Source organism: Pseudoalteromonas sp. SD03, from assembly GCF_040937955.1.
Lineage (GTDB): Bacteria > Pseudomonadota > Gammaproteobacteria > Enterobacterales > Alteromonadaceae > Pseudoalteromonas > Pseudoalteromonas tetraodonis.
This window is the reverse complement of sequence record NZ_CP162515.1, coordinates 725,163-750,279: the sequence shown is the minus strand read 5'-3', so window position 1 is coordinate 750,279 and position 25,117 is coordinate 725,163. Positions and strand designations below refer to the sequence as shown.

21 protein-coding genes are annotated in these 25,117 nt (G+C 39.7%); 20 read left to right on the top strand and 1 reads right to left on the bottom strand.

The window, feature by feature from the left end; all coding sequences use genetic code 11:
* Positions 1 to 14: 14 nt before the first annotated feature.
* The 16 genes from ABZP26_RS19620 to ABZP26_RS19545 all read left to right on the top strand — a co-directional run bounded on the left by ABZP26_RS19620 (position 15) and on the right by ABZP26_RS19545 (position 22,605).
* The gene (locus ABZP26_RS19620) at positions 15 to 1,670 is read left to right on the top strand and encodes a M1 family metallopeptidase (RefSeq protein ID WP_096039094.1); all 1,656 of its coding nucleotides are present in this window, start codon (positions 15 to 17) and stop codon (positions 1,668 to 1,670) included.
* 237 nt (positions 1,671 to 1,907) lie between these two features.
* Positions 1,908 to 3,797 (top strand): methyl-accepting chemotaxis protein, encoded by a 1,890-nt coding sequence (locus ABZP26_RS19615; RefSeq protein WP_016900175.1) that lies wholly within the window; start codon positions 1,908 to 1,910, stop codon positions 3,795 to 3,797.
* The gene (locus tag ABZP26_RS19610) at positions 3,794 to 4,900 is read left to right on the top strand and encodes a GGDEF domain-containing protein (RefSeq protein ID WP_090494943.1); all 1,107 of its coding nucleotides are present in this window, start codon (positions 3,794 to 3,796) and stop codon (positions 4,898 to 4,900) included. The genes ABZP26_RS19615 and ABZP26_RS19610 overlap by 4 nt, the downstream gene beginning before the upstream one ends.
* Positions 4,878 to 5,498 (top strand): DsbA family protein, encoded by a 621-nt coding sequence (locus ABZP26_RS19605; RefSeq protein ID WP_335674556.1) that lies wholly within the window; start codon positions 4,878 to 4,880, stop codon positions 5,496 to 5,498. The genes ABZP26_RS19610 and ABZP26_RS19605 overlap by 23 nt, the downstream gene beginning before the upstream one ends.
* A 224-nt stretch (positions 5,499 to 5,722) precedes the next feature.
* Positions 5,723 to 6,475, top strand: a complete 753-nt coding sequence (locus ABZP26_RS19600; protein ID WP_058156055.1) for a DUF3450 domain-containing protein — start codon at positions 5,723 to 5,725, stop codon at positions 6,473 to 6,475.
* Positions 6,476 to 6,485: 10 nt separating this feature from the next.
* Positions 6,486 to 7,853 (top strand): MotA/TolQ/ExbB proton channel family protein, encoded by a 1,368-nt coding sequence (locus ABZP26_RS19595; protein ID WP_058156061.1) that lies wholly within the window; start codon positions 6,486 to 6,488, stop codon positions 7,851 to 7,853.
* Between the two features lie 3 nt (positions 7,854 to 7,856).
* A complete protein-coding gene (locus tag ABZP26_RS19590; RefSeq protein WP_008111501.1) occupies positions 7,857 to 8,384 on the top strand; it encodes a MotA/TolQ/ExbB proton channel family protein in 528 nt (175 codons plus the stop codon).
* 53 nt (positions 8,385 to 8,437) lie between these two features.
* Positions 8,438 to 8,848 carry a biopolymer transporter ExbD gene (locus tag ABZP26_RS19585; RefSeq protein WP_008111500.1) on the top strand — a complete coding sequence of 137 codons (411 nt, stop codon included), beginning with the start codon at positions 8,438 to 8,440 and terminating at the stop codon, positions 8,846 to 8,848.
* A 6-nt stretch (positions 8,849 to 8,854) separates the two neighbouring features.
* Positions 8,855 to 9,460 carry an energy transducer TonB gene (locus ABZP26_RS19580; protein ID WP_368485732.1) on the top strand — a complete coding sequence of 202 codons (606 nt, stop codon included), beginning with the start codon at positions 8,855 to 8,857 and terminating at the stop codon, positions 9,458 to 9,460.
* A 37-nt stretch (positions 9,461 to 9,497) separates the two neighbouring features.
* Positions 9,498 to 10,826, top strand: coding sequence for a lipopolysaccharide assembly protein LapB (locus ABZP26_RS19575; protein ID WP_028834589.1), 1,329 nt, complete (start codon positions 9,498 to 9,500; stop codon positions 10,824 to 10,826).
* 314 nt (positions 10,827 to 11,140) lie between these two features.
* Entirely contained in the window at positions 11,141 to 12,742 is a 1,602-nt protein-coding gene (locus tag ABZP26_RS19570; protein WP_028834590.1) for a hypothetical protein, read from the top strand.
* A 93-nt stretch (positions 12,743 to 12,835) separates the two neighbouring features.
* Complete coding sequence (locus ABZP26_RS19565; RefSeq protein WP_368485731.1) at positions 12,836 to 15,547, top strand: TonB-dependent receptor; 2,712 nt, start codon at positions 12,836 to 12,838, stop codon at positions 15,545 to 15,547.
* Positions 15,548 to 15,749: 202 nt separating this feature from the next.
* Complete coding sequence (asd, locus tag ABZP26_RS19560) at positions 15,750 to 16,889, top strand: aspartate-semialdehyde dehydrogenase (protein WP_368485730.1); 1,140 nt, start codon at positions 15,750 to 15,752, stop codon at positions 16,887 to 16,889.
* A 148-nt stretch (positions 16,890 to 17,037) separates the two neighbouring features.
* Positions 17,038 to 17,907 carry an MBL fold metallo-hydrolase gene (locus ABZP26_RS19555; RefSeq protein WP_028834593.1) on the top strand — a complete coding sequence of 290 codons (870 nt, stop codon included), beginning with the start codon at positions 17,038 to 17,040 and terminating at the stop codon, positions 17,905 to 17,907.
* A gap of 341 nt (positions 17,908 to 18,248) precedes the next feature.
* Positions 18,249 to 20,468: a bifunctional diguanylate cyclase/phosphodiesterase gene (locus ABZP26_RS19550; RefSeq protein WP_096039100.1), complete on the top strand. Its 2,220-nt coding sequence runs from the start codon at positions 18,249 to 18,251 to the stop codon at positions 20,466 to 20,468.
* A 178-nt stretch (positions 20,469 to 20,646) separates the two neighbouring features.
* Complete coding sequence (locus ABZP26_RS19545; RefSeq protein ID WP_335674816.1) at positions 20,647 to 22,605, top strand: methyl-accepting chemotaxis protein; 1,959 nt, start codon at positions 20,647 to 20,649, stop codon at positions 22,603 to 22,605.
* Positions 22,606 to 22,637: 32 nt separating this feature from the next.
* On the opposite strand, the gene ABZP26_RS19540 is transcribed toward ABZP26_RS19545, so the two are convergent.
* On the bottom strand, positions 22,638 to 23,441 hold the full coding sequence (locus ABZP26_RS19540) for an ion transporter (RefSeq protein WP_174818639.1): 804 nt from the start codon (positions 23,439 to 23,441) through the stop codon (positions 22,638 to 22,640).
* A gap of 100 nt (positions 23,442 to 23,541) precedes the next feature.
* On the opposite strand from ABZP26_RS19540, the gene ABZP26_RS19535 reads away from it, so the two are divergent.
* The 4 genes from ABZP26_RS19535 to ABZP26_RS19520 all read left to right on the top strand — a co-directional run bounded on the left by ABZP26_RS19535 (position 23,542) and on the right by ABZP26_RS19520 (position 24,889).
* Positions 23,542 to 23,751 (top strand): hypothetical protein, encoded by a 210-nt coding sequence (locus ABZP26_RS19535; RefSeq protein ID WP_013463335.1) that lies wholly within the window; start codon positions 23,542 to 23,544, stop codon positions 23,749 to 23,751.
* Positions 23,752 to 23,754: 3 nt separating this feature from the next.
* Positions 23,755 to 24,042: a hypothetical protein gene (locus ABZP26_RS19530; RefSeq protein ID WP_368485729.1), complete on the top strand. Its 288-nt coding sequence runs from the start codon at positions 23,755 to 23,757 to the stop codon at positions 24,040 to 24,042.
* A gap of 137 nt (positions 24,043 to 24,179) precedes the next feature.
* The gene (locus ABZP26_RS19525; RefSeq protein WP_008468098.1) at positions 24,180 to 24,374 is read left to right on the top strand and encodes a YwbE family protein; all 195 of its coding nucleotides are present in this window, start codon (positions 24,180 to 24,182) and stop codon (positions 24,372 to 24,374) included.
* Complete coding sequence (locus ABZP26_RS19520) at positions 24,371 to 24,889, top strand: DUF4240 domain-containing protein (protein WP_368485728.1); 519 nt, start codon at positions 24,371 to 24,373, stop codon at positions 24,887 to 24,889. The genes ABZP26_RS19525 and ABZP26_RS19520 overlap by 4 nt, the downstream gene beginning before the upstream one ends.
* Positions 24,890 to 25,117: the final 228 nt, after the last annotated feature.

The window sequence follows — 25,117 nt, the reverse complement described above, 5'->3', positions numbered from 1 at the left end:
TGATTAGGTGTTACTTGGTTGTTACATTGATATATATACTCAGTGCCTGCACCAGCAAACCTGCAAAATTAGATCCCCTCGTTGCTAATACTGGTCAACCATTATCTAGCGTGGCTCAATCAACCGATGTTATTTTCTATGATCTTAAGTTAGCCGTTTTTCCAGAAGAAAAGCAGATAGCCGGCACAGGGAAAACAGTATTTCGGGTCGTTAAAGAAACTCAGCAAATTGAACTAAAACTCGATAGTCGCTTTAGTATAAACACAGTAACAGTGGCTGATAAGAAAGCCGAATTTCTCCATTCTCATGGTGTGATCACGATTAACTTATATGAAAAAAAGTACCCTGGAGAAGTGGTTGAAGTTGCCATTAACTATTCAGGCAAGCCACATATTGCGCTTAACCCTCCATGGAGTGGTGGTTTTGTATTTAGTGAAACAAACGATGGTAAACCTTGGATAGCAACAGCGGTGCAAGGTGAGGGCTGTGATTTATTTTGGCCTTGTAAAGATCACTTTAGTGACAAAGCCGATAGTATGCGTATACGGGTAACGGTACCCACTGGATTGTATGTTGCCAGTAACGGGGTACTAAAAAATATAACTGTATTACAAAACAAGACTACCGAGTTTGATTGGTTTTTATCTGAGCCTGCGAGTGATTACAACATTGCGCTGAATATTGGCCCATTTGAGCGTGTTCAACAGCAATATACCAGTATAAATGGTACTGACATTCCTGTGGAATTTTGGGTGTTACCTGAAAATAGGCAAAAAGCCAGTAATTTGCTCACCAACGATGTTTATCAACAAATGGCATTTTTTGAATCTGTGTTAGGTCCATATCCATGGGGGCAACAAAAACTTGGCTTTGTAGAAACGCCTCATTTAGGCATGGAACATCAAACGATAAATGCTTATGGCAAAGGGTACACTCGCGACCCTAGTGGTTATGATTGGCTTATTCAGCATGAATTAGCGCATGAGTGGTTTGGTAATTTAATGACACACGAGCAATTGAATGATGCGTGGTTACATGAAGGTTTTGGCTTTTACATGCAACCGTCTTACAGTTTATATACCTTTGGTGAGGCCGCTTATAACCATGCAATGTATAAAGCCTATTTAGGGATAAAAAACTGCCAACCTATTGTTAAAGAGGGTGAGTTAAGCTCAAAAGAAGCTTTTAACTCAGATATTTATGGTAAAGGAGGCTGGACATTACACACTTTGCGTTGGTTAATTGGTGATGAGTTATTTTGGCAAGCAACACGCGAGTTAATCTACGGGAGTAGCGACACGCAAAGTCTCAGTTACCCAATTCAATCGCGATATCGCAACACGCAACAGTTTATTGATATTGTTAATCGCATTACAAAAAAAGACTATAACTGGCTATTTGATGTGTATTTAAAACAAGCTGCATTGCCAACACTAACCATGAAACGTCAAAATAACGTGGCCAATTTATATTGGAGCAAAAGTGAAAAAGATGCGACGCCTTTTAAAATGCCAGTACCCATTTCAATTAATGGCCAGCTTCAAGTTTATACACCAATTGAAGGAGTCATTACCATTAAAGCTAAACCTGTTGATCATATTATTGTAGATCCACAGATGAAGGTACTTCGGCAATTACCGATCACAAGCCAGTGCCAACAAGATGAATAATTTAGATAAAGCGTTACTATGGGGATAAAATTTATCCCCATAGTGCTTTTAAACACTTATTTATCTAGCTCTGCTAGTCTAAAAATTAAACGCACTGTGGCAAAGTCATCCTTGAAAGAACTAGTTATTTATTATTATTTTTGTTCTTTAATTTCATTGAAATCATATTTGCTAAGACATTCAGTTAAAAATTTGTTAAAAAGACACTGATAATAATGATTAATACTTAAGGTACTTATGTTTAGCTCGCTTAAATTCACCTCCAAAATCACCATTGCTGCATCATTAGTGTTAGTTTTAGTGCTAGGTGTTTTCACCATAAATAATTATTTTTCAATGCGGCATCAAACTCAAGAGCAGTTATCGCTAGTACTAGAGCAAAACTCTGAGTCTGTCTCTAAAAATATTGCAAGCTGGCTAAATAATAAATTAGCGATTGTGATCTCTATCGCAAAAACATACCAAGATGACGATGCCAAGTCTTTAACGCTTTCGCAATTAAATACCGCTGAGCTTGCAGGGGATTTTAAAAATACCTACATAGGTAAATCATCGGGTACATTTATTCTAAATGATCAAAGTGTTGTACTCCCCAGCGATTTTGATGCGACAAGTCGCCCTTGGTATAAATTAGTAGAAAATAAAACAACAACGGCTTTTACAACGCCTTATATCGATGTAACGACCAACGAACTGACAATTTCAGCCGTTGCCCCTATTAATAGTAATGGTCAATTTAAAGGGGTAGCGGGGGCAGATATTGATATGCAAACCATCGCTGAAATTATTGGAGATATTGATTTTTTAGGACTCGGTTATGGTTTTTTGCTTGATAATAAAGGGCAAATATTGAGTCACCCTGATAGCAAATTAAATTCAAAAACAGTCGCTGACTTAATTGGTAAAAATGCACCGTTAGCAAGAGAATTCACCGAGTATCAAGTAGCAGGTGAAACCTCGCTGGTATCCTTTACTAAAATTCGTGGTATTGAAAACGTTGATTGGTATCTAGGTGTAGTAGTCAATAAAGATAAAGCGTATTCAAGTGTTTCTTCGTTTGGGCAAAAGGCAATTGTATTTTTAATTATTGGTATTTTAGTGATTGTTGCGTCACTGGAATTTTTACTGCGTTATTTGATGCGCCCTATGTATCGTCTCAATGATGCCATTAGAGATATAGCGCAGGGTGAAGGCGATTTAACCTGTCGGTTAAGCGTTGAAAACGATGACGAATTTGGTCAATTGAGCAATTCGTTTAATATTTTTATAGAAAAAATCCAAAATTCAATAATTCAGGTTAAATCTTCAACGCAGTTACTGGAAACGGCAGTTGCTAAATTGGTTACGCAGACAGACTCAACATTAACTATGTATGATGACCAAAGTGAGCGCACCAACAGTGTGGCGTCGGCAATTAATCAGTTTTCAGCTACCTCAACAGAAATTTCAACCAGCGCCAGTAATGCCTCGACGCTTGCCAAAGATGCAGATCAATACTGTGCTAAGAATCAACAGACCCTCACAAACAACGTTTCAAGTATTCATCAACTGTCACAAAATATAGAGCAAGCGCAAGAAACCATAAATAGTTTAGACTCGCATACCGCTAATATAGGAAATGTATTGGCAGTAATAAAAGGGGTGAGTGAGCAAACCAATTTGCTGGCTTTAAATGCGGCGATAGAAGCGGCTCGTGCTGGTGAAGCGGGAAGAGGATTTGCGGTTGTTGCCGATGAAGTAAGGCAACTTGCACAGCGTACTCAGCAATCAACTCAAGAAATAGAAAACACCGTCATTGAATTACAAAAAGGTTCAAGCTCTGCCGTTGAACTTATGAAAACCAGTTTAGAAGAAAGTGAAAAAAGTGTTCAGCAAGCGGATGCAGTTGGCGATGTAATGAAACAAATAATTAGTGCGATTAAGCAAATAACCGACGCCAATCATAGTGTCGCTAATGCTACGGATGAGCAAAACCAAGTGGTTAAGTCATTACATAGCGATATTCACGTTATCAGCGACTTATCGATTCAAGGCCAATCAAACCTAAATCTTACTTTGGAAGAGTGTACCAAACTTAAGCATCAATTTAGTGACTTAGAGCGCATGGTTAAAAAATTCAAAGTATGATCAGTAAAACAAAAATAAATAAGCCAAGCTGGCTCAATTTAATCAATATTGACAGCGTTTATAGCTTTGATAAACAACGCCAAGTATTTTCGTTATTTACCATGATAGCGATTGCCTTGGTGTTAATTACCTATTTAGTAATTGCCAATCATCACGTGTATGCACCAATCCTTACTATTGCGTTAATTGTGGTTAACGTAACGATTGTAGGGTGTATTATTTATTTTATGAAAACAAAGCAGATTGATGCAATCGCCCTCATCACTTTAGTGATTGTATTTGTGATGTGCTTAGCTTTGGTATACACCGGCGGTAAAGAAAACACTGCTTTATATTGGCTAATGTTTTATCCCGTTGCTGTATTTGCCATACTGGGTGTGAAGTTTGGCGCCTGGTTAAGCAGTGCCATGTTATTGAGCTGTATTGTTATGTTGTATGGCCCTGATATGGGGCAAGTTATTTATGGCGCGGTAGAAAAGACCCGTTTTGTTGCTGCATTTTCGCTGGTGTTAGTGTTTTCGTTTATCGGTGAGTATTTTCGTCACCGCAGTCATTTAGCAATTGCTGATATCACCTTAGAGCAAAAACAGCATGCTCATACCGATCAGCTTACCGGGGCGCCTAATCGTCGCTTTATTACCTCACATTTTTTAAAGCTAGCAGCTTCAAGGCCAGAACATTATTTGCCGCTGTCTATTTTACTCATTGATTTAGATAAGTTTAAACAATTAAACGACAGCTACGGACATGATTTTGGTGATACGGTTTTAATTGAATTTACTAAGTTATTAGAGTCTCAGTTTCCTGCAACAGCGCTTAAAGCACGTTATGGCGGCGAAGAGTTTGTGGTTATTTTACCGCAACAAACAACCCTTGAGGCCAGCATTTTGGCCAACCGTTTTAGAGAATGTGTGCAAAACCATGTGATGCTAACCGACAAACATCAGCGAGTATCATTAACGTGTAGTATGGGTATTGCTCAGGCTAACAGTGTAGATGATTATAATAATGCGTTAAAGCAAGCGGATCAGTATTTATACAGCGCTAAGGCGCAAGGTAGAAATAAGGTGGTATCTGTACATGATCAACACGCCTCAGAGTAAATTAATATATGTACACGACCCTATGTGTAGCTGGTGCTGGGGTTATAAACCTACATGGCATGCGCTTGAGGCTGCATTGGTAAACAAACTTCCCATTGAATACAGAGTGGGTGGTTTAGCTGCAGATACTGACTTGCCAATGAGTCAGGATATGCAGTTGCAACTACAAGCCATATGGCAAAAAATTAGCAGCCAGTTAGGCACAGAGTTTAATTTTGATTTTTGGCGAGACTGCCAACCTCGCCGTTCTACCTATCCCTCTTGCAGGGCCGCTTTAATTGCTCGCAGCTTCAACAAAGAACCACAGATGATAGCGGCAATACAGCAGGCATATTATTTACAGGCACAAAACCCATCGGATGAAGCGGTTTTAATTAAACTGAGCGAAATAATTGGTTTAGACGCCCGTTTATTTGCACAGTTACTTCACTCTAATGAGCTTAAGCGTCGCTTTGATGATGAGCTTAATTATGTTCGCAGTTTACCTATTCAAGGTTTTCCGTCGTTAGTATTAATACATAACAATCGCGCTTACCCTATTGCTATTAACTACACAGATTGGCGACAAACCCTGATTGAAATACAATCTTACTTGTAAACTTAATCCCACTATTTTCATCCCTGAATTGTAAAATAGGCCAATAAGGCTAATTTATTACCGTTGTCATAAAAGCGACTTTTTTACGCAACACGCTTGTCATTTTTAATCTATACACTTTCGCTCATTGAAACTATCTCGCTTTAAATTGTTTTTTTGTAAACAAGCTAAAGCGATTAATAAACACTAGCAAATCCGCTAATTAACGAGCAAAGGTGTATACGATGAAAGGCGTTAAACCATTAATTTTAGCTGGTATTGTAGCCGCAAGTGCAGCAGTCCACGCCAATGATTTAAACACGGTAATTGAGAAAAGCAGCGAAATTAATAATTTAGCTGCGCAATCACAAACAAAAATAGACAAGATTGCAGATTCAATGCAAGGGCGTTTACAGCAATTTAAAACCCTAAATAAAGAAATAGATGGCCTAGCCGTTTATAACGCACAGCTTACCAAACAGTTAAATAATCAAATAGAAGAGATGGAGTCGATTAATTTATCGATGGATCAAGTATCGATAATTGAACGCCAAATAACCCCTTTAATGCTTCGTATGATCACTGGGCTTGAACAGTTTGTTGCCTTAGATGTGCCGTTTTTAAAGCAAGAGCGTAAGCAGCGCCTTGAATCATTAAATGCAATGATGGCGCGTGCTGATATTTCATCAAGTGAAAAATTTCGTCGTGTTTTAGAAGCTTACCAAGTTGAGGTTGACTACGGACGCACTATTGAGGCGTATACCGCATTGCTTGATGTGGATAATAAAGAACGCGAAGTCGACTTTCTACGCATTGGTCGTTTAGAGCTAATTTACCTCACCCGCGATGGTAAACAAGCAGGTAGTTGGGATCAGCAGTCACAGTCGTTTGTTGCGCTACCAGATTCAACCATAAGCCAAATTAATAAAGGGCTTCGCATTGCTCGCAAACAACTTGCCCCCGATATGTTAACACTGCCAATTCACGCTGCAGAATAAGAGGTTTACCATGAAATTATTAACGAAAATGACAAAAATGGCCGTGTTTGCAGCCAGCTTAAGCTTTGTGGGCACCAGCATTGCCGCTGAGCCGATGAATTTAGATGCTTTATTAAAAACCTTAGAGCAGGGTAAATCAGCGCAATCAGAGCAAAATAAACAACGTGAACAAGAATTTGCAGCACGTCAAAATGAACAAGTGCAAATGCTTAAAAACACCCAAGCTAAACGTAACCAAATGCTTAGCGAGTCAGAGCGTTTAGAGACGCAATTTGAAGAAAACGAAATTAAATTGGCTAATCTAACTGATACCTTATCAAAGCGTATGGGTTCATTAAAAGAGCTATTTGGTGTGCTACAACAAGTCGCTGGCGATTCAAGTAACAAGTTTGCTACCTCTGTGGTATCGGCACAGTTACCTGGGCGTAGTACTTTTATGGACGAATTGGCGCAAAAAATGGGTTCAACTTCAAAGCTTGCGTCTATTGAAGATATAGAAAAGGTTTGGTTTGAGCTACAACGCGAAATGACCGAACAAGGAAAAGTAAGCCGCTTCAATACTGATGTAATTGTTGAAGGGGGCAATAAAGTACAAAAAGAAGTGGTACGTGTGGGTGCATTTAACCTTATTAGTGACGGTCAGTACTTAGAGTATACACCGGCCACCAATACCATTAGCCAGCTTACTCGCCAACCAAGTAGCCGCTTTACTGCGACTGCGGCTGATTTGCAGCAAGCAAACACGGGTGTTGTACCGTTTGCGCTTGACCCAACAGGCGGCTCAATTTTAGGTTTGTTAGTACAAGCCCCTGATACCAGCGAGCAAGTTCATCAAGGTGGTGCGGTCGGTTACGTTATTTTAGGCGTTGGTTTATTAGCGTTATTAATTGCGCTAGAGCGTTTTGTATCGCTCATGCTGATGGGTGGAAAAATCCGTCGTCAATTAAAAGACGATACAGCCCGTGATGACAACCCGTTAGGGCGCGTCATGAAAGTGAAAGATCAATACCCAAATGTGGCCTACGACACGCTTGAACTTAAGTTAAGCGAAGCCATTTTACGCGAAATGCCAAAAATCACCCGTAATTTAACGCTTATTAAAATTATCTCTGTGGTAGCGCCATTACTTGGCTTGCTCGGTACGGTAACCGGGATGATTAATACCTTCCAAGCAATTACTTTATTTGGTACTGGCGACCCTAAACTAATGGCGGGCGGTATTTCGCAAGCTCTGGTTACTACGGTATTAGGTCTTGTTGTTGCCATTCCAACGGTGTTTTTATACACCTTATTGAATACTCGCTCAAAAGGTTTACTGCTTATTTTACAAGAACAAAGTGCAGGTATTATTGCCGAGCGAAGCGAGAAAGGAGCCTAAACCATGGTGCTATTGATTGATTCAATCAATGCTATCCGTGATTTTCTCGACACGGGTGGCCAAGTGCTCTTGGTCATTGCCGTGTTAATTTTCGCGATGTGGTTATTGATACTCGAGCGATTTATGTACTTTTTTAATGGCTATCGGCACTACAAAAAAGACGTTAAAAATACGTGGAAAACGCGCAGTGAACGCAACAGCTGGAACGCAGAGCAAATACGCCAAGCCATGGTTTCACGCGCCAGCATGCGTTTAAACGCAAATTTACCGTTGATTAATGTAATGGTGGCGCTGTGTCCACTATTAGGATTGCTTGGCACAGTTACAGGGATGATAGAAGTCTTTGATGTAATGGCCATTACAGGTACAGGCAGCGCACGCTCTATGGCATCAGGTGTGTCAAAAGCAACCATACCGACAATGGCAGGAATGGTCGGTGCGTTATCTGGGGTGTTTGCCTCAACCTATTTACAACGAAAAGCAAAGCGTGAAGTTGAATTGTTGCAAGACACTATGGTGTTAGACCACTAAATAATTATTGAAAAGCGGTGAACATAATCACCGCTTATTCTAGGAGAAATAACATGAGAGCCCCATTAGGTAATTTATTCCAAGAAGACGAAGCAGAAGAAATAAACATGACCCCTATGCTGGATGTTGTATTTATTATGCTTATTTTCTTTATCGTGACAGCCTCGTTTGTTAAAGAAGCGGGTATTGATGTAAACCGCCCAGAAGCGGCAACCGCAGTTAAAAAAGAGCGGGCTAACATATTAGTGGCCATTTCAGATCAAGGCGAAATTTGGATCAATAAACGTCAAATTGATGTACGCGCTGTACAAGCCAACATTGAGCGCTTAAAAGCTGAAAATCCACAAGGCAGTGTAGTTATTCAGGCCGATAAAAAAGCCACCACAGAAACCTTGATAAAAGTCATGGATGCCTCGCGTGCAGCGGGTGTATTTGATGTTTCAATAGCGGCTCAAGAAGGGTAACGAGTGATGCGTTATGTACTTGCGTTAGTTATAGCGGGTGTGGTGACCTTTATGCTGTTTTTAGGTATGCAGGCATTGATCACCGGTGGTGAAGGCGCCATGACGGAGCCTGCCAAAGGGAATGTGTTAGATTTTGTCCGTTTGAAAAAAGAAGAAACGGTACAAAAAAAGGAGCGTAAACCACAAAAGCCACCAACACCTAAAGAGCCACCACCGCCAATGGAATCGCCACAAATGCAAAGTAGCGATAACAACGCAGCCAGCAACAACTTTGATTTTGCTGCCAATGTCGATGCGGATGTAAATCTAGCGGGTGGATTAGCGTTAGAAACCAGTGATGGTGAGTATTTACCCATAGTAAAAGTGGCACCAGTATACCCAAGGCGTGCGTTATCGCGTGGCATTGAAGGTTATGTCATTGTTGAATTTACAGTGACAAAGCAAGGCACAGTGAAAGAGCCGCAAGTTATTAAAGCCGAGCCAGAGTCATTATTTGACAGAGCAGCGATGGATGCGGCCCTTAAATTTAAATATAAACCGCGCGTGGTTAATGGTGAAGCCGTTGAAGTAGCCGGTGTGCAAAATAAAATTTCTTTCCAAATTAATGGTTAATTCTGTTAAGTAAGCAAAGAGTGAACGTGAGGCAATTATGAAATTAAAACTAACAACCAAGCTATTAAAGCTGAGTATGTTGTGCACTGTTGCAATCAGTGCCAGCGTTGTTACACCAAGTGCATTGAGTGTATTTCCGGGTATAAACCTGGCGACAGTACAGGCCGCTGAACAGCAAAAAACAACACGAGTGCCCGCACTGCGTGAAAAAGTATACAGCCAATTAGCTCGCGCCCAAAAACTTGCGGATGATGGCGACAGTAAAGCGGGCTTGGCTGCGCTTGACAGCATACAAGCGCGCTCATCAAGTATGAATTCGTATGAAATTGCGATGATGCATAACTTTTATGGGTTTATTTATTACAATGAAAACGACCTTGTAAAAGCGATTGCTTCATTTGAAAAAGTGATTGCCGAAGATGGCATTCCAGAAACACTACGCCTGAGCACAACATTCAGCCTTGCGCAGCTTGCTATGGCTAACAGTGACTATAAAAAGGTGATTGCATTTTTAGACAAATGGGATGCTATAAACACTAAGCCTAAAACCGACGCCTATTATTTATTAAGGGCGCAAACCTACTATCAATTAAAAGACTATGAGCAAGGCCTGAGTTACATTACGCAAGCCATTAACTTAAGTGATAGCGAAGGCAAAGTACCCAAAGAAAACTGGCTGGTACTGCAACGCGCTATGTATTACTCACTTAACCAAACCGATAAAGTAGTGAGCGTACTTGAGCGTATGGTAAAGCTTTACAATAAACCTGAGTATTGGGTCCAATTAGCCGGTATGTATGGTGAAACTGGGCAAGAAAAACAGCAGCTTAGTGTTTTAGAGGCTGCTTACCAGCAAGGATTTTTAACCTCTAAATCTGACTTAAGACAGCTTGCGCAGGTATATTTATATAATCAGCTTGCTTATAAAGCAGCCAGTGTAATGAGTAAAGCAATAGAGCAGGGGATTGCTGAACCAACTGCTAAAAATTATGCCTTTGTAGCCGAGGCCATGGTACAAGCTAAAGAAGATGCTAAGTCGATTAGTTACTTTACCAAAGCTGCAGAGCGTTCAGAGCATGGTAAATACGATCAGCGCTTGGCTGAAGTGTATGTAAACACAGAACAGTATGACGAAGCTGCCGATGCAGCGCGAATGGCACTGGATAAAGGCGGCCTTGATTTTGAATCAAATGCGTTTGTTGCCTTAGGAATGGCGCAATACAACTTACAAAATTTTGATGCGTCTATCCTTGCGTTTGAACAAGCCGAAAAGCACAAAAAGTCGCAACGTTTAGCCCAGCAATGGATCAAATATGTAAAACGCGAAAAAGTGCATGCGCAAACATTAAAAACAGCACTGCTTTAATTTTTATAGTGCGATTATTAGTTCTTAATTGACGCACTAAAAACCATTTCATAATTGCACTACTCAAACCACACTAACATTCGGTTAGTGTGGTTTTTTTGCTTGCATTTTTAAAATAACTAATTGATTTTTAGTTAATTAACATTGTCATTTTATGTTTATTAAAGTGTAACTTCATTGTCATATCACTCCCGTATTGTACTTCGTATTCGATAACTCAAGTGACCTTAATGCATGAGTATCGTGCCTTAAAGTGACTTAAGTTATTACTTAATGCGCTAACACAATAATTAAATACTTTTACGGAGTGAACAATGAAATTATCTGGCTTATTCAAAATCAGCTTAGTGGCTACAGCAATGACACTTGCTGGTTGTGGTGGTGATATAGAAATTACACCAACCGTTAATGATAACAGCACCAGTACAGACAACAGTGTTAATAATTCTAATAACAACACCGGTTCAACAACTGATGATGAGGCTGTATGTGCAAGCTATGAATCAGATGCAGGCACGGTAACAGGTGTGGTCAGTGGTATAGATTGCTTATACAACGATTCATTTTCAAGTAAAACTATTTCAATTACTAACAACATTACATTTAAAGAGTTACCTGGCGGTGGTGTACATGTATTTGCTGATGCCCTGCAAATTGGTGAAGATGGCAACACAGTTGATGGCTTTTCTATTCCAACTAATGGCCCAACTATGACTGTAGAGCCTGGCGCAACGCTTGCGTTTCAATCAGGTGAAGCGATTTTACGTATTGCACGTGGTGCAAAAATTCAAGCCGTGGGTACAGCAGAAAAGCCAGTAGTATTTACCTCAGCTAATGCCTTTGACCGTTTTGATACAGCTGGTGAAGGTGCACGTTATGCTGACTGGGGTGGCATTATCATTAATGGTCAAGGTATTACTGACCAATGTACAGATGCAGAGCGTGATGGCGGTACATGTAACGTAGCCTCTGAAGGTATAACAAGCTACTTTGGTGGTAACGATAATAGCGATTCAAGCGGTAATATTAAATGGGCTAAAGTATGGTATGCAGGCTCTGGCCCTCGCGTAGGTGGTGAAGGCGATGATTTAAATTCATTAACACTTAATGCTGTTGGTTCAGGCTCTGAGTTTGATTACATTCATATTCACCAAGGCTTTGATGACGGTATTGAAATCTTTGGTGGTGCAACCACGCTTAAGCATATTGCAGTGACTGATACTCAAGATGATTCGTTTGACTTTGATGCCGGTTGGCAAGGTAAGGCGCAGTACTTATTTGTTCAACACGGTACGGTAACGCTTAACGATGGTTCTGTGGTTAATATGGGTAATAATGGTTTTGAGTCTGACGGCGTTAAAGGTTCATCTTCTGCTCAAGTGTCACCTTCAAACCCGATGGTTGCTAATGTGACTGTGATTACTACTGATGGCAATTCAGTTCGTGATGATGACCCTTCACAAGCCTACAAGTTTGATGATCAATTTAATTCAAGCATTTATAACGCGTTAATTGTTAAGAAAAACGCAGTTAATACACAATGTATCGAATTCTCGGGTGATGGTGAAAAGCAAGCCGATAACATTTCTTTTACTAGCTCAGTAATGGCATGTTCAAATAATTTCGCTAATACCGATACCTTTGCTGGTGGTCCGCTTGCAGGACAAACTAAAACAGCATGGTTTGAAAATGGCGGTGCGAGTGAAATTTTAACAGATGATGTCTCTGTACTTGCTGCTAATGGTTTTGCTACTAATACGGCTTCTACAGATGTGAGCGTTACAGCCACTGATTTAAGTACAACAGATTCGTTCTTTGAATCGGTAAATTACATCGGTGCCGTATCGGACCAGGATACAACGTCAAATTGGTATAAATGGGTTGAAGCAGCAGTAGCCGCGGCTAACGCAGACTAATTTAGCACTATTTATAAACTTCTGAAGGCGCCTTGGAGCTTGCATAATAAGCGTTTGGCGCCTCTTTTGTATAATCTGATCAGGATGTATCTTATGTCTAAAAAGCATAGACTTAATCAAATTACATGGGCGATTGGTTTAGGGCTGTGTGCCCAATCTGTAAGCCTATTTGCTGCGCAAAATGATGTTGATGTAGCCCAAGAAATAGAAGAAGTAGTGGCAGTAGGTACGCGCTTACAAGGCAGTGCTGCTGCTGTGGTTGAAGAGCGAAAAAATCAAGCCTTTGTAGCCGATATTTTAGGCTCAGAGCAATTAGCACGTACTGGCGATAGCGATGCCGCTTCTGCCCTTAGGCGTGTAACCGGTTTGACCCTCGTTGATGGCAAGTTCATTTATGTGCGTGGTTTAGGTGAACGTTATTCGAGCGCACGTTTAAATGGCGCGTACATACCCAGCCCCGATCTAACTCGCAATGTGATCCCGCTTGATATTTTTCCCGCTAGTATAATTTCAAGCATGGCAGTACAAAAAGCTTACTCACCAAATATGCCCGCCGCGTTTGGTGGCGGTAATATTGACATTAGAACCAAAACTGCACCGAACGAGTTTACAGCGGGTGTAGAGGCGGGTGTTGGTTATAACACTGCTGCAAGTGACGGCTTTACTTACAACCGTAAAGAAAGCGGACTACCTGATGCGTTATCATCTGCAATAACACAATACCGAGGTGATTTTGGTATTGGCAACATAGTAGAACGCGATGGCTTAGTCGATGGTGACACAACGCGTGCAGAGCAAGCGACTGCGATTAATAACGAATTGCTTAAGTCGTTACCGCGTGGTTATGAGTTAAAAGAAGACTCTCTCGATCCACAATACAATATTAAAGCCCATTACGGTGATAGCTTTAGCGAATCTTACTTTGGCGGCAAGTTAGGCTTTATGCTTTCTGGCGCTTATAAAAATGAGTGGGATTTTGAAGACCGATTTAGCTCAGTGATAAGCCAAGATTTAAAAAATGAAGACGGTAAAATTGACTGTACGACAGCGCTAAATACTGCAGATGATGTCGCAAATTCATGTTTTAATACTGTAAAAAATTCCCAAGTGACCACAGAAAACGAGCGTTATAATGCGTCATTTAGTTTAGGCTATACCTTAGGTACTCACAGTATATCAGCGCAGCAGCTATACATTATTGATAATGAAGATGAGTCTGAAATTGCTATTTCGCAAAGTCCAGCGGGTAGTTCAACATTTAGTATTGCAGGGGATGGCGTTGCTAATCGTAACCATACTTTTAACTACAAAGAGCGACAACTCAATATTACCCAGTTTATTGGTCAGCACACCTTTTTAGATTACATGGGGATTGGCGCTGATTGGCAGTATACCGAAGCGAAGGCAACAACGGATATTCCGACGAATGCTGATTTTGAATTTCGCGATGAGTACAACACAGACGGGTCGTATGTAGGTTCTCAAATCACGGGTGATGATAACCGTGTGATTATGTCATACACCAACATGGAAGAACGAGTTAAGTCTTACAGTGGTAATTTAAACTTACCGCTTAGCTTTGACAGCATGGATGTTGAATTTAAAGTAGGGTATGACTTTTCAGATAGAGCGCGTATTTTTAATACCTCAAGTTTTGCTATTAATAACAGTGGTGGTGCTGGTATCACTATAAATGATGGCAGTGATAATGCGCTAAATAATAGCGGGTATCTAAGCGATGAATTTATTAATAATAACGCGATACTGGTTGATTTTAACGAACCAACAGCTCCTGATGCGGATGATTACCTAGCAGGACAAAAAGTAGATGCGGGTTACGCCTCGTTTGATGTGTTTTATGATCAATGGCTACGCATTAGCGGTGGTGTACGCTATGAACAATTTAAACAAACGTCTATTGGTACATCTAGCCTAATATTTGATCAAGATGACTTAAATACTTTCTACGACCCTGAAAAAATTCAAGCAGGCTCTATTGTTTCCGACGATTGGTACCCTGCGCTTTCTGTCACCTATGTAGGCGCTGATAACTACCAAATACGTGCAGGCTATGGTGAAACGGTAGTTCGTCCGGATTTTCGTGAAGTGGTACCGGTTACTTACTTTGACCCACTTACCGATATTAGAACATTTGGCCGTACAGGGCTTAAAAGTAGCCCAATTAAAAACTATGACCTACGTTATGAATATTACGGTGAAGCCGGTAATTCGTTTAGTGTGGCTGCCTTTTACAAAGATATTACTTCACCCATTGAAACGGTTCTAAATATTGGCGATGAAGACTATTCAGCCTCATTTATCAATGGTGAAACCGCTGAGGTCTACGGTATAGAAGCTGAATGGTTGCAAGATCTTACGTTTTTATCTGAAGGGTTATTTACCAGTGGTAATATAACTTTGAGTGATTCAGAAGCGTCTATCGATCCTGCGCTTGCGGGAACCTTAACTAACCCTAAAAAACGTATGACGGGTCACTCAGAGTACGTAGTTAATTTACAACTTAACTACGATTCACTCGACGGAATGCACAGTAGTTCTTTGGTTTATAACGTATTTGGTGAACGTATTTTAGCAGCAGGTGTTGCGAGTCGAGATGATGCTTATGAGCAGCCATTTCATTCACTTGATTTAGTTTATACCTTTTACCCTGACTTTAACTCTAAGGTGAAGTTTAAAGTTAAAAACCTACTTAATGAAGATCAGGAAGTATCGCAATCAGATATTATTGTTCGCTCTAAAGAAGTCGGTATGAACTTTGATATTAGTTATAGTTACGAGTTTTAAGTAAAAGCCCAAGGATAGGATTTATAACAACGCCTAACTACTCATTAGCCCTGTATTTTATACAGGGCTTTTTTATGTGTATGAAAAATATTTAAGTTACAGTTTATTGACTAGTTTTAGCGTGCTGGTGGTGTTAGCTTAGGGCTGTAAAAATTAAATCTCACGCAATGAATTTTTAATTTTTAATGTATAGGCTCCTTTTATGAATCAAACAGTGGAACAAACAATGAAAAAAGTAGGATTAGTCGGATGGCGCGGCATGGTAGGCTCAGTGTTACTAGAGCGAATGGAACAAAAACATGATTTTGCACATATCGACACCACCTTTTTCACCACCTCACAAGCAGGTCAGCTTGGCCCTGAGTTAGCGGGTGCAGCTAAACCGCTTTTAGATGCCAGCGATATTTCTGAGCTTGCAAAAATGGACATTATTGTTACCTGTCAGGGTGGCGATTATACCAATGCGGTGTATCCAAAATTACGTGAATCAGGTTGGGATGGCTATTGGATAGATGCAGCCTCTGCACTGCGTATGAGTGACGACAGTATTATCGTACTTGACCCTGTTAACAAAGATGTCATTGAACAAGGGCTAGAGCAAGGCGTTAAAACCTTTGTAGGTGGTAACTGCACGGTTTCACTTATGCTACTAGCGCTGGGTGGTTTATTTGAGCAAGACCTAATCGAATGGGTAAGCCCAATGACTTACCAAGCAGCATCGGGCGCGGGTGCACGCAATATGAAAGAACTCATAGCTCAAATGGGGGCTATTCATGCAAGTGTTGCACAGCAACTAGATAACCCAAGTTCAGCTATTTTAGAAATTGATAAAATAGTCAGCGAAAAAATGGCATCAAGCGATTTGCCACAAGACCAGTTTGGTGTGCCACTGGCGGGTAGCTTAATCCCATGGATTGATGTGCCTATGCCAAGCGGTCAATCAAAAGAAGAGTGGAAAGCGCAAGTTGAAGCCAACAAAATCTTAGGCTCATCTAAACAACCTGTGCCTATTGATGGTTTATGTGTACGCATTGGTGCAATGCGTTGTCATAGCCAAGCGATGACCATTAAATTACGTGAAGACATTAGCGTAGAAAAAATAGAAGAAATTTTAGCCTCGCACAATGAGTGGGTTAAAGTAATTCCTAATGAGCGTGACATTACCAGTACCGACTTAACCCCAGTTAAAGTAACCGGTACGTTAAGTATACCTGTTGGCCGTATTCGCAAACTCGCCATGGGGCCAAAATATATTAGCGCTTTTACCGTAGGCGATCAGCTTTTATGGGGTGCAGCAGAGCCACTGCGTCGTATGTTACGTATTATTGTTGATAATAAATAATATTTACTTTGAGGGTTAGCATTGGCTAGCCCTTTTTATTTAATAATTAAATCGCTAATATCTTCATGGCCTTTACCAACGTTTATATTATTGCTTCCGGTCATTTTTATTAATTCAAGTGATGAGTTCAGACTTATTGGAGAATATTATGCACAGTAAATTTCATGTTCACGCATTTCTTGATGACGATAGCGAAACCTTTAGTTATGTTGTTTCTGATAGTAACTCTCAGCAAGCAATCTTGATTGATCCCGTTTTAAATTTTGATTATAAATCAGGTCGCAGCTGTGAATCAGGCGCCAAAAAAATCGGCGAGTACCTTCAAAGCCATTCTCTTTCATTAGAGTGGGTTCTCGAAACACATGCTCATGCCGATCATATCTCTGCAGCTCCTTATTTTAAAAAACACTTTGGTGCTAAAATCGCCATAGGTGAACATATCAAAACGGTACAACAAAGCTTTAAGGCGCTATTTAATCTTGAAAAAGAATTTTTACCCAATGGGGCTGATTTTGACCGACTATTAAAAGATGGAGATAGTTTTAATGTTGGCCAGTTATCAATACGAGTGATGCACACACCGGGGCATACACCCGCCGACTTAGTTTACATTATAAATGAAGAGGCCATTTTTGTTGGTGATACGATTTTTATGCCTGACGTAGGCACAGCAAGGTGTGACTTTCCAGGTGGTAGCTCTGAAACATTATACGATTCAATCCAGAAACTACTCTTGATGCCCGATGAGGCAACAATTTATGTATGCCATGATTATCCGACTGAAAAACGAAATCACCGTTTTGCGGTCACAGTAAAAGAACAAAAAGAAACAAATATTCATGTAAAGACTAAAATAAGCAAAGAGCAGTTTGTCCAAATGCGTGATAGCCGTGACGAAGAATTACCTATGCCTCGCTTAATTTTACCTGCTATTCAAATGAATATTAGAGCTGGCAACCCACCTCCCGCTGAAGATAACGGCATAAGCTACCTTAAAATTCCCTTAAACCAATTATAGTTCAATATCATAATGATTATTCGGATAGAGTAATAAGCACAAGTAAATTTATTGTAGCTAGATGATCGCTTAACCATCTCTCATACCTGAATATAGCATGGTTATTTTTATAAAATAGGCGTGATAATTTTACGTTGCAACATCGTATAACTACCTAATAATTATGATAAGTTGCTTAAATCCGTTTTAATGCCTACTATCAATGCTCAACTAAACACTCGTTTGACTCTGTATAATAATTTCATCGCAAAATGCTATTTAAATGTTGCATTTATTCGCCAGTTTTACGCATAAACCTGACTACAGGTTTTTTATGATATTTATATTCTTGGGAAGCATAAATGAATAGCATTGAGCAACTTCAGTCTGAATTAGCTATCGCACATTCTCGAATATCTGAGCTAGAAACAAGCTCAGCCCAAAGCCATATCTTTTTAAATATTTTTAATTCCTCGCCTTTGCCTTTTGCATTAAATGACGTATATGGAAATATTATTAATGTAAACCCCATGTTTACAAGGCTTTATGGTTATAAACTTAGCGATATTCCCACACTAAATGATTGGTGGCCCAAAGCCTACCCAAACCCTAAATACCGTGAATGGGTGATTAGTTCATGGGAAAAAAACACTGAGCGAGCAAAAAAAACAAATACCGACTTTGAACCTATAAAGTTAGATGTACATTGCAAAAATGGTGCACAACGAACCGTGCTTGCCAGCTGTGCGCCCTTAACCGATTTTGAGCAAATGTATTTGGTGATTTTTTACGATATTACTGATTTAACGCAGGCAAATAGTAAAATAAATATATTATCTGACTCATTGACGCAAATGACTCTTTCATTAGAGCAGCAACATAAAGAACTTATTCTCGAAAAAGAAAAAGCGCTAGCCAATGAAGAGCGTTTGAGTTTAGCTATGCAAGGCGCAAATGATGGCTTATGGGATTGGGATATAGCCAACGATAAAATGTATTACTCACCCCGCTGGAAATCAATGTTAGGTTATGCAGAGGACGAGCTGGTTGATCATTTCTCAACCTGGGAAGGCTTATTACACCCTGACGACCTAGAACAAACGCTTGCGCAGATCCAATCTTTTATAGATGCGAAAATAAAAAAATATGAAGTCGAATTTAGAATGCGCCATAAAGACGGCCATTATATCAATATTTTATCTCGTTCTTTCATGGTTGAAAGTGAAGAAGGGGAGATCACCCGTTTAGTCGGTACTCATATTGATATTACAGCACGAAAAAAATCAGAGGAAAAACTCAGTTATCAGTCTACTCATGACTCACTAACGGGGTTGCTAAACCGCAGAGAGTTTAAACGTCGAACAGAGTTACTACTTGCTGTTCCTGCTCATAACCGGCCTGTTCATGCTTTATGTTATATGGATCTCGATCAATTTAAAGTTGTAAACGATACTTGCGGTCACTCAGCGGGTGATGAATTACTTCGCCAACTTAGTTTTATTCTGGAAAAAGCTGTTCGGCAATCAGACATAGTGGCGCGCCTTGGCGGAGATGAATTTGCTATTTTAATGGAGGATTGCTCGTTTAGTGATGCGCACCGCATAACACTCTCTATTCAAAGCGCTATTGAGGACTTTCAATTTATATGGGAAGGGCGAAGTTTTCGTATTGGTGCAAGTATAGGGCTAATGCAAATTACAGAAAAAGCACTCGACTTTATCGAAGTGTTAAAAGTAGCCGATGTTGCCTGCTACATTGCAAAGGATAAAGGGCGAAATCGTATTCACGTACATTATGAAAACGATAAAGAATTGGTACAAAGGCAAAGTGAAATGCTGTGGGTAAACCGCATTCAATACGCGATTGATGAAGACAGCTTTCGCCTGTATGCGCAAGCAATTGAGCCACTGACCAGAGATTCAAATAAACATTACGAACTGTTACTAAGAATGATTGATGAGCATGATAATGTTATATCGCCTGGTGCATTTTTACCCGCAGCCGAGCGTTATCATTTAATTGTAAAAGTGGACAGGTGGGTTGTTAAAAACGCCTTTAGTTTAATTGTTCGTAACGCTGCTTTTCTTAAAAATATTAACTTTGTTTCTATTAATCTTTCAGGGCAATCGCTGACTGATGAGAGTTTTCTTGATTTTATTATTGAGCAACTACAAACGCTAGGGGTAAACAGTCATAAAATTTGTTTTGAAATTACAGAGACGGCAGCTATTTCAAATTTAGAGCTTGCAGGAAAGTTTATTAATAAGCTGAAAAATTTTGGATGTCGTTTCGCACTTGATGATTTTGGTAGTGGGTTATCATCGTTTGGGTACCTTAAAAATCTTAAAGTTGATTACCTAAAAATTGATGGCATTTTCGTTAAAGATATCGCAAGTGACCCAATAGATCATGCTATGGTTAAAGCTATTAATGAAATAGGTCAAATTATGGGGATGAAGACAATTGCTGAATTTGTCGAAACCGAGCAAATTAAGTCTATCTTAAAACAAATGGGAGTCGATTACGTTCAAGGTTATGCTATCCATAAACCACAGTCCTTGAGTGAACTATTTGAAAAGTAACCTCCCATCTTTATTAATTAAATGATATTCATGATTTATGGTGACCATACAAACAGTAAACAGGCGCTTAACTGTCATTGGTTGAAGATTAAATGAGTGATGTTTAAATAATTGCTAATTTCTTGCTCAATACATATTCCAAGACTATATTTTATCTAGCTTCTTGGGATGTAACTACATGAATATATCAAAAAAATTAAAGCTGTCTTTTGCATCAGCTATCGCACTGCCTTTGTTTGTAATTGCTGCTATTGTTATATCGCAAACGAGGGAGCAAGCACTCGATAATTTTTCTCAATTGAGTGAGCGAGAAGCGCGCCAAGTAGACAACGCTATTACGATGTTTTTTGCCGAAATTGCCAAAAATGTTGATTATTTAGCATCCCACACCACCATTAAAAACGCACGCACCAATGTTAAAACCCATATGGATGCTTCCAACTCAGTGATGCTTAACCATCCTAATCAAAGCCCAACAGAGCAAGCTGCATATAGCTTGTTTGACCATTTTGGCCAAACACACCCAGGACTTGCTTATATCTACATGGGGAACGAACAAGGAGGGTATATTCAATGGCCCATGGGGAAAGTAAACGCCAATTATGATCCGCGCGAGCGCCCCTGGTATATGGCAGCAAAAGCGGCTAATGGTAAAACAACGCGTACTAATGCCTATTATTGGGCCGCTGATGATTTAGTTATTGTATCTACGGTTAAAGCGATTATTGATAACGGGGAATTAATTGGCGCCCAAGGAATGGATGTATCATTAGGCGGGCTTACCGATATTATTGCCGATATTAAATTAGGCGAAACCGGTTATTTAATGTTAATTGAAGATAGTGGCAGTGTGCTGGTGGATGTTAAACATCCAGATTACCGATTTAAAAACTTAGCAGATCTTGAGGGGGGGAAATACGCCGACTTAGCTAAAAATACCCAAGGGCTGTTTGATGTAGAGATAGATGGTAAACAATATATGGCTAATATTCATACCTCTGCTACCTTAGGTTGGAAGTTTATTGGGGTAGTAGAAAAAGCCGAAGTGATGAGCACGGCGAATACTATGGCCTATACCATATTGGTTATTAGTGCGATATTAATTGCCGTATTTGTTGCTATAGCGAGTTATATTTCTAAATTAATATCAGCCCCTATTGTTGAAGTGAGTGATGGCTTAACTGAAATATCGCAAGGTGGCGGTGATTTAACCCAACGCTTAACAATAAAAACCAAAGATGAAACCGCTAAACTGGCTAACAGCTTTAATTTATTTTTAAACTTGATCAGCGAGCTGGTAACTCAAATTAATGAGTGCGCGCAAAATGTAAGTAAAACCTCATCGCAAACTTCATCGCAAGCTGCACAATTAACAAGCTCCACCAGCCAACAGCAACAAGCTTTAGAGATGGCAGCTACGGCTATTAATGAAATGGCTGCCACCGCGAACGAAGTGTCTAGCAGTTGTGCAAATGCAGCGGATTTGGCTGTTCAAACACAGCAAGCATCAGATTTGGGGCAATCGGTTATTACACAAACTGTGGAAAGTGTGGTTCAGCTATGTGAGGTAATAAACAATGCCTCAGCAGATATTACTCAGCTAGATACTGAAAGCGAAAACATTATGTCGATACTCAGTGTTATTCGCGGTATTTCAGAACAAACTAACTTATTGGCCTTAAATGCTGCGATAGAAGCTGCACGTGCCGGTGAGCACGGACGCGGCTTTGCTGTGGTGGCCGACGAAGTGCGCGCGTTATCGCAACGAACCGCTGAGTCAACCGAAGAAGTGGCTTCACAGCTTGATAAACTACGTACTATGTCATCTAAGGTATCTAAAGACATGCAACGCAGTATAGAAACCACTAATAAAACTGTCGAGCTTGCGCATTCGGCGCAGCAACAATTTAGTGAGATCACGGCATCTATCGTTCATATTAGCGATTTAAATACCCAAATAGCCACCGCTGCTGAAGAGCAACAACATGTAGCTGAAGATATAAACCGCAATGTTACTGAAATTAAAAATGCGGCTGATGAGGTGAGTGATATTGCCGTGACCACCAGTGAAAACGGCAACGAAATGAATCGTCTTTCGTCAATTTTAACGGGGTTGGTGGGTAAATTTAAAGTGTAAGGGCAAGCAAATGCATGCCCTTTTTATCCCTGCTACTTATTTTTAAGTAGTTCTTTTAATTCTGCTAGTTGTGCTTTCAATTCGTTTACTTGGCCTTGGGTGGCAGGGAGTGAGTCTATATCGGCTTGCTCTTCGCGTGCATTGCGATGCTCTTCACTCATCACTTCTAAAATAGCGCCAACCATCATATTTAAAAACACAAATGCAGTTAAAAAGATAAAGGTTAGGTAAAAAATCCAACTTAATTTGTACACGGCCATGGTTTCGTACATGACGTCAGTCCAATCTTCAAAGGTGGCTATTCTAAACAGGGTGAGCATAGAAATAGACACATCGCCCCAAAGTACCGGATTTATATCAGCAAACAACATACTGCCAGTGGCGGCATAAATATAAAATATAACGAACATGAGTAGCGCAATGTAGCCCATTTGCGGTATTGCTTTAATTAGCGAATTTACTAATAAGCGCAGTTCTGGGATCATTGAGACTAATCGTAACACGCGGAAAATACGCAGCAGTCGAGCAATAAAAATAGTAGAGCCTGCCGCGGGGTATAAACTTCCGATCACGATAATGAAGTCAAAAATGTTCCAACCTTTGGAGAAAAAGTCCTTGATACCTTTGCTGGCAATATAGCGAATAATCAGTTCAATTAAGAAAAATACCGTTATGCCTATATCCATCCAATGTAGAACGAGTTCGGCGGTTGGGTGCAATGAATAAGTATGTGCGCCCACGGTCAATGCAGAAATAACAATAACTGCAATAACAAATGATTGAAATAGTTTACTTTTATCGATACGCTGGAACAGCTCTTGTAACTGCGACAACATCATAACGTGCCCTTAACGGTTATAAATACAAAACCAGTGCAATATACAGCAAAAATAACGAAAATCAGTAGTTTTCCCGTTAAAATAGTAGGAATTTTGAATGTTAAATAATAAGTTAAAATATCTATTTTCGTTATCCGCATTATTGGTGTTAGCGGGATGTAGCAGCGATAGCCGCTACCATGAAATTCAATCAGCGCGGTTGGGTGAATGCAGCTACATGGCAGATAAGGAATACCATGAGTGTGTTAAACAACAGCAAGACAGTTACAAAGAATTTAAAGAACAACAAGCTCGCGAGCAGCAATAAACGATGACCAAAACCCAAAAGCAGCTAGATAAACGTATTCGTCAACAATTAACAATTGCTTGCGAGCAAATAAAAGATAACGTTGAGGGCTTTAGCTTTCTTACTCACTCGGTTGATTTAAACAATTTACCTTCTAAGTTTACTGTAAGTTGTTATTTTATTGATGCTATTGCACTAGAGCATGCAAAACAAAAAAATCAGCTAGATTACATTGTGCAGCTTATTTGTAATGCATTAGCTAGTTTAAATATTCATATAAAAAACAATGCTATTTCATTTCTTAAGCAGTAAAAATAGGTACTGTGTTTTTGTTTAATTATCCCTCATTTTAAGCTGTATTTGGCATTTATGGTCTTAGTAAAAGCTTTAATATGGAGAGATTCTATTAAGCAGGCTATAATCGCAAAAAATTGTAATAGAGATTAAATATGGCCGTTCCAACACGCTCGCAAATAACGCCAGGCACAGAGGTTAATATTGTGCTTAAACAAGATCAACGCAGTGGTACTTTAACCAACGGTATTGTGTCGCGTTTATTGACCAAGTCACCTAATCACCCGCACGGAATAAAAGTACAATTAGAAGACGGCCAAGTGGGTCGGGTAAAAGAGATCATTGCATGAGTGAGTTAACCTTAACTGATTTTTGGCGACTGGTTACAGTTGAAGATAAAACCGCAGAGCCTGACTCAGTGTGCCAATTGCTTAAGTCGGCACTGAGTGACTTATCAGATGAGCAATTAATTGAATTTGATAAGCAGTTTAGTATTTGTATGCGTCAAAGTTATACTTGGGACTTATTTGGTGCCGCGTTTGTTATGGCGGGCTGTAATGATGAATATGGTTTTTCAGAATTTCGTTGTTGGTTAATTTCTCGTGGTGAAGCCGTATTTAAAGCTGCACTAGAAAACCCAGATAGCCTGGCTCAGTGCACGCCGCTTTATTTTTTAAACGAGCAACCTTATCCGTATTTAGATGAGTATGACCTAATTGCAGGTTTGTTATACGAAGAGCGTAACGACGATGAGTTACCCTTTATCCCATCAGGGCTTGACCAACCTAAAGGTAAGCGCTTTAAAGACAAACCTAAGTTTTTAAAACAAAATTACCCGCAATTATTTGCAAAATATTGGCAGTAAGACGTTAATATTGCATAATTCTTAACAACTTTTTGAAACATAAAACTGCGTGGATATTTAATTTTTCTATGCAGTTTCTTTGTTCTTTTATCATTTATTTTTTGCATCCTTAAAATTCAAATCACGGTTTCAATTAATTATTTAGTTACCTCTTACATTAGTTAACAATTGTACCTGTTTATTTAGTTTTTTGAATGACTCTCCATTATCAAATATGTTACATTTAAA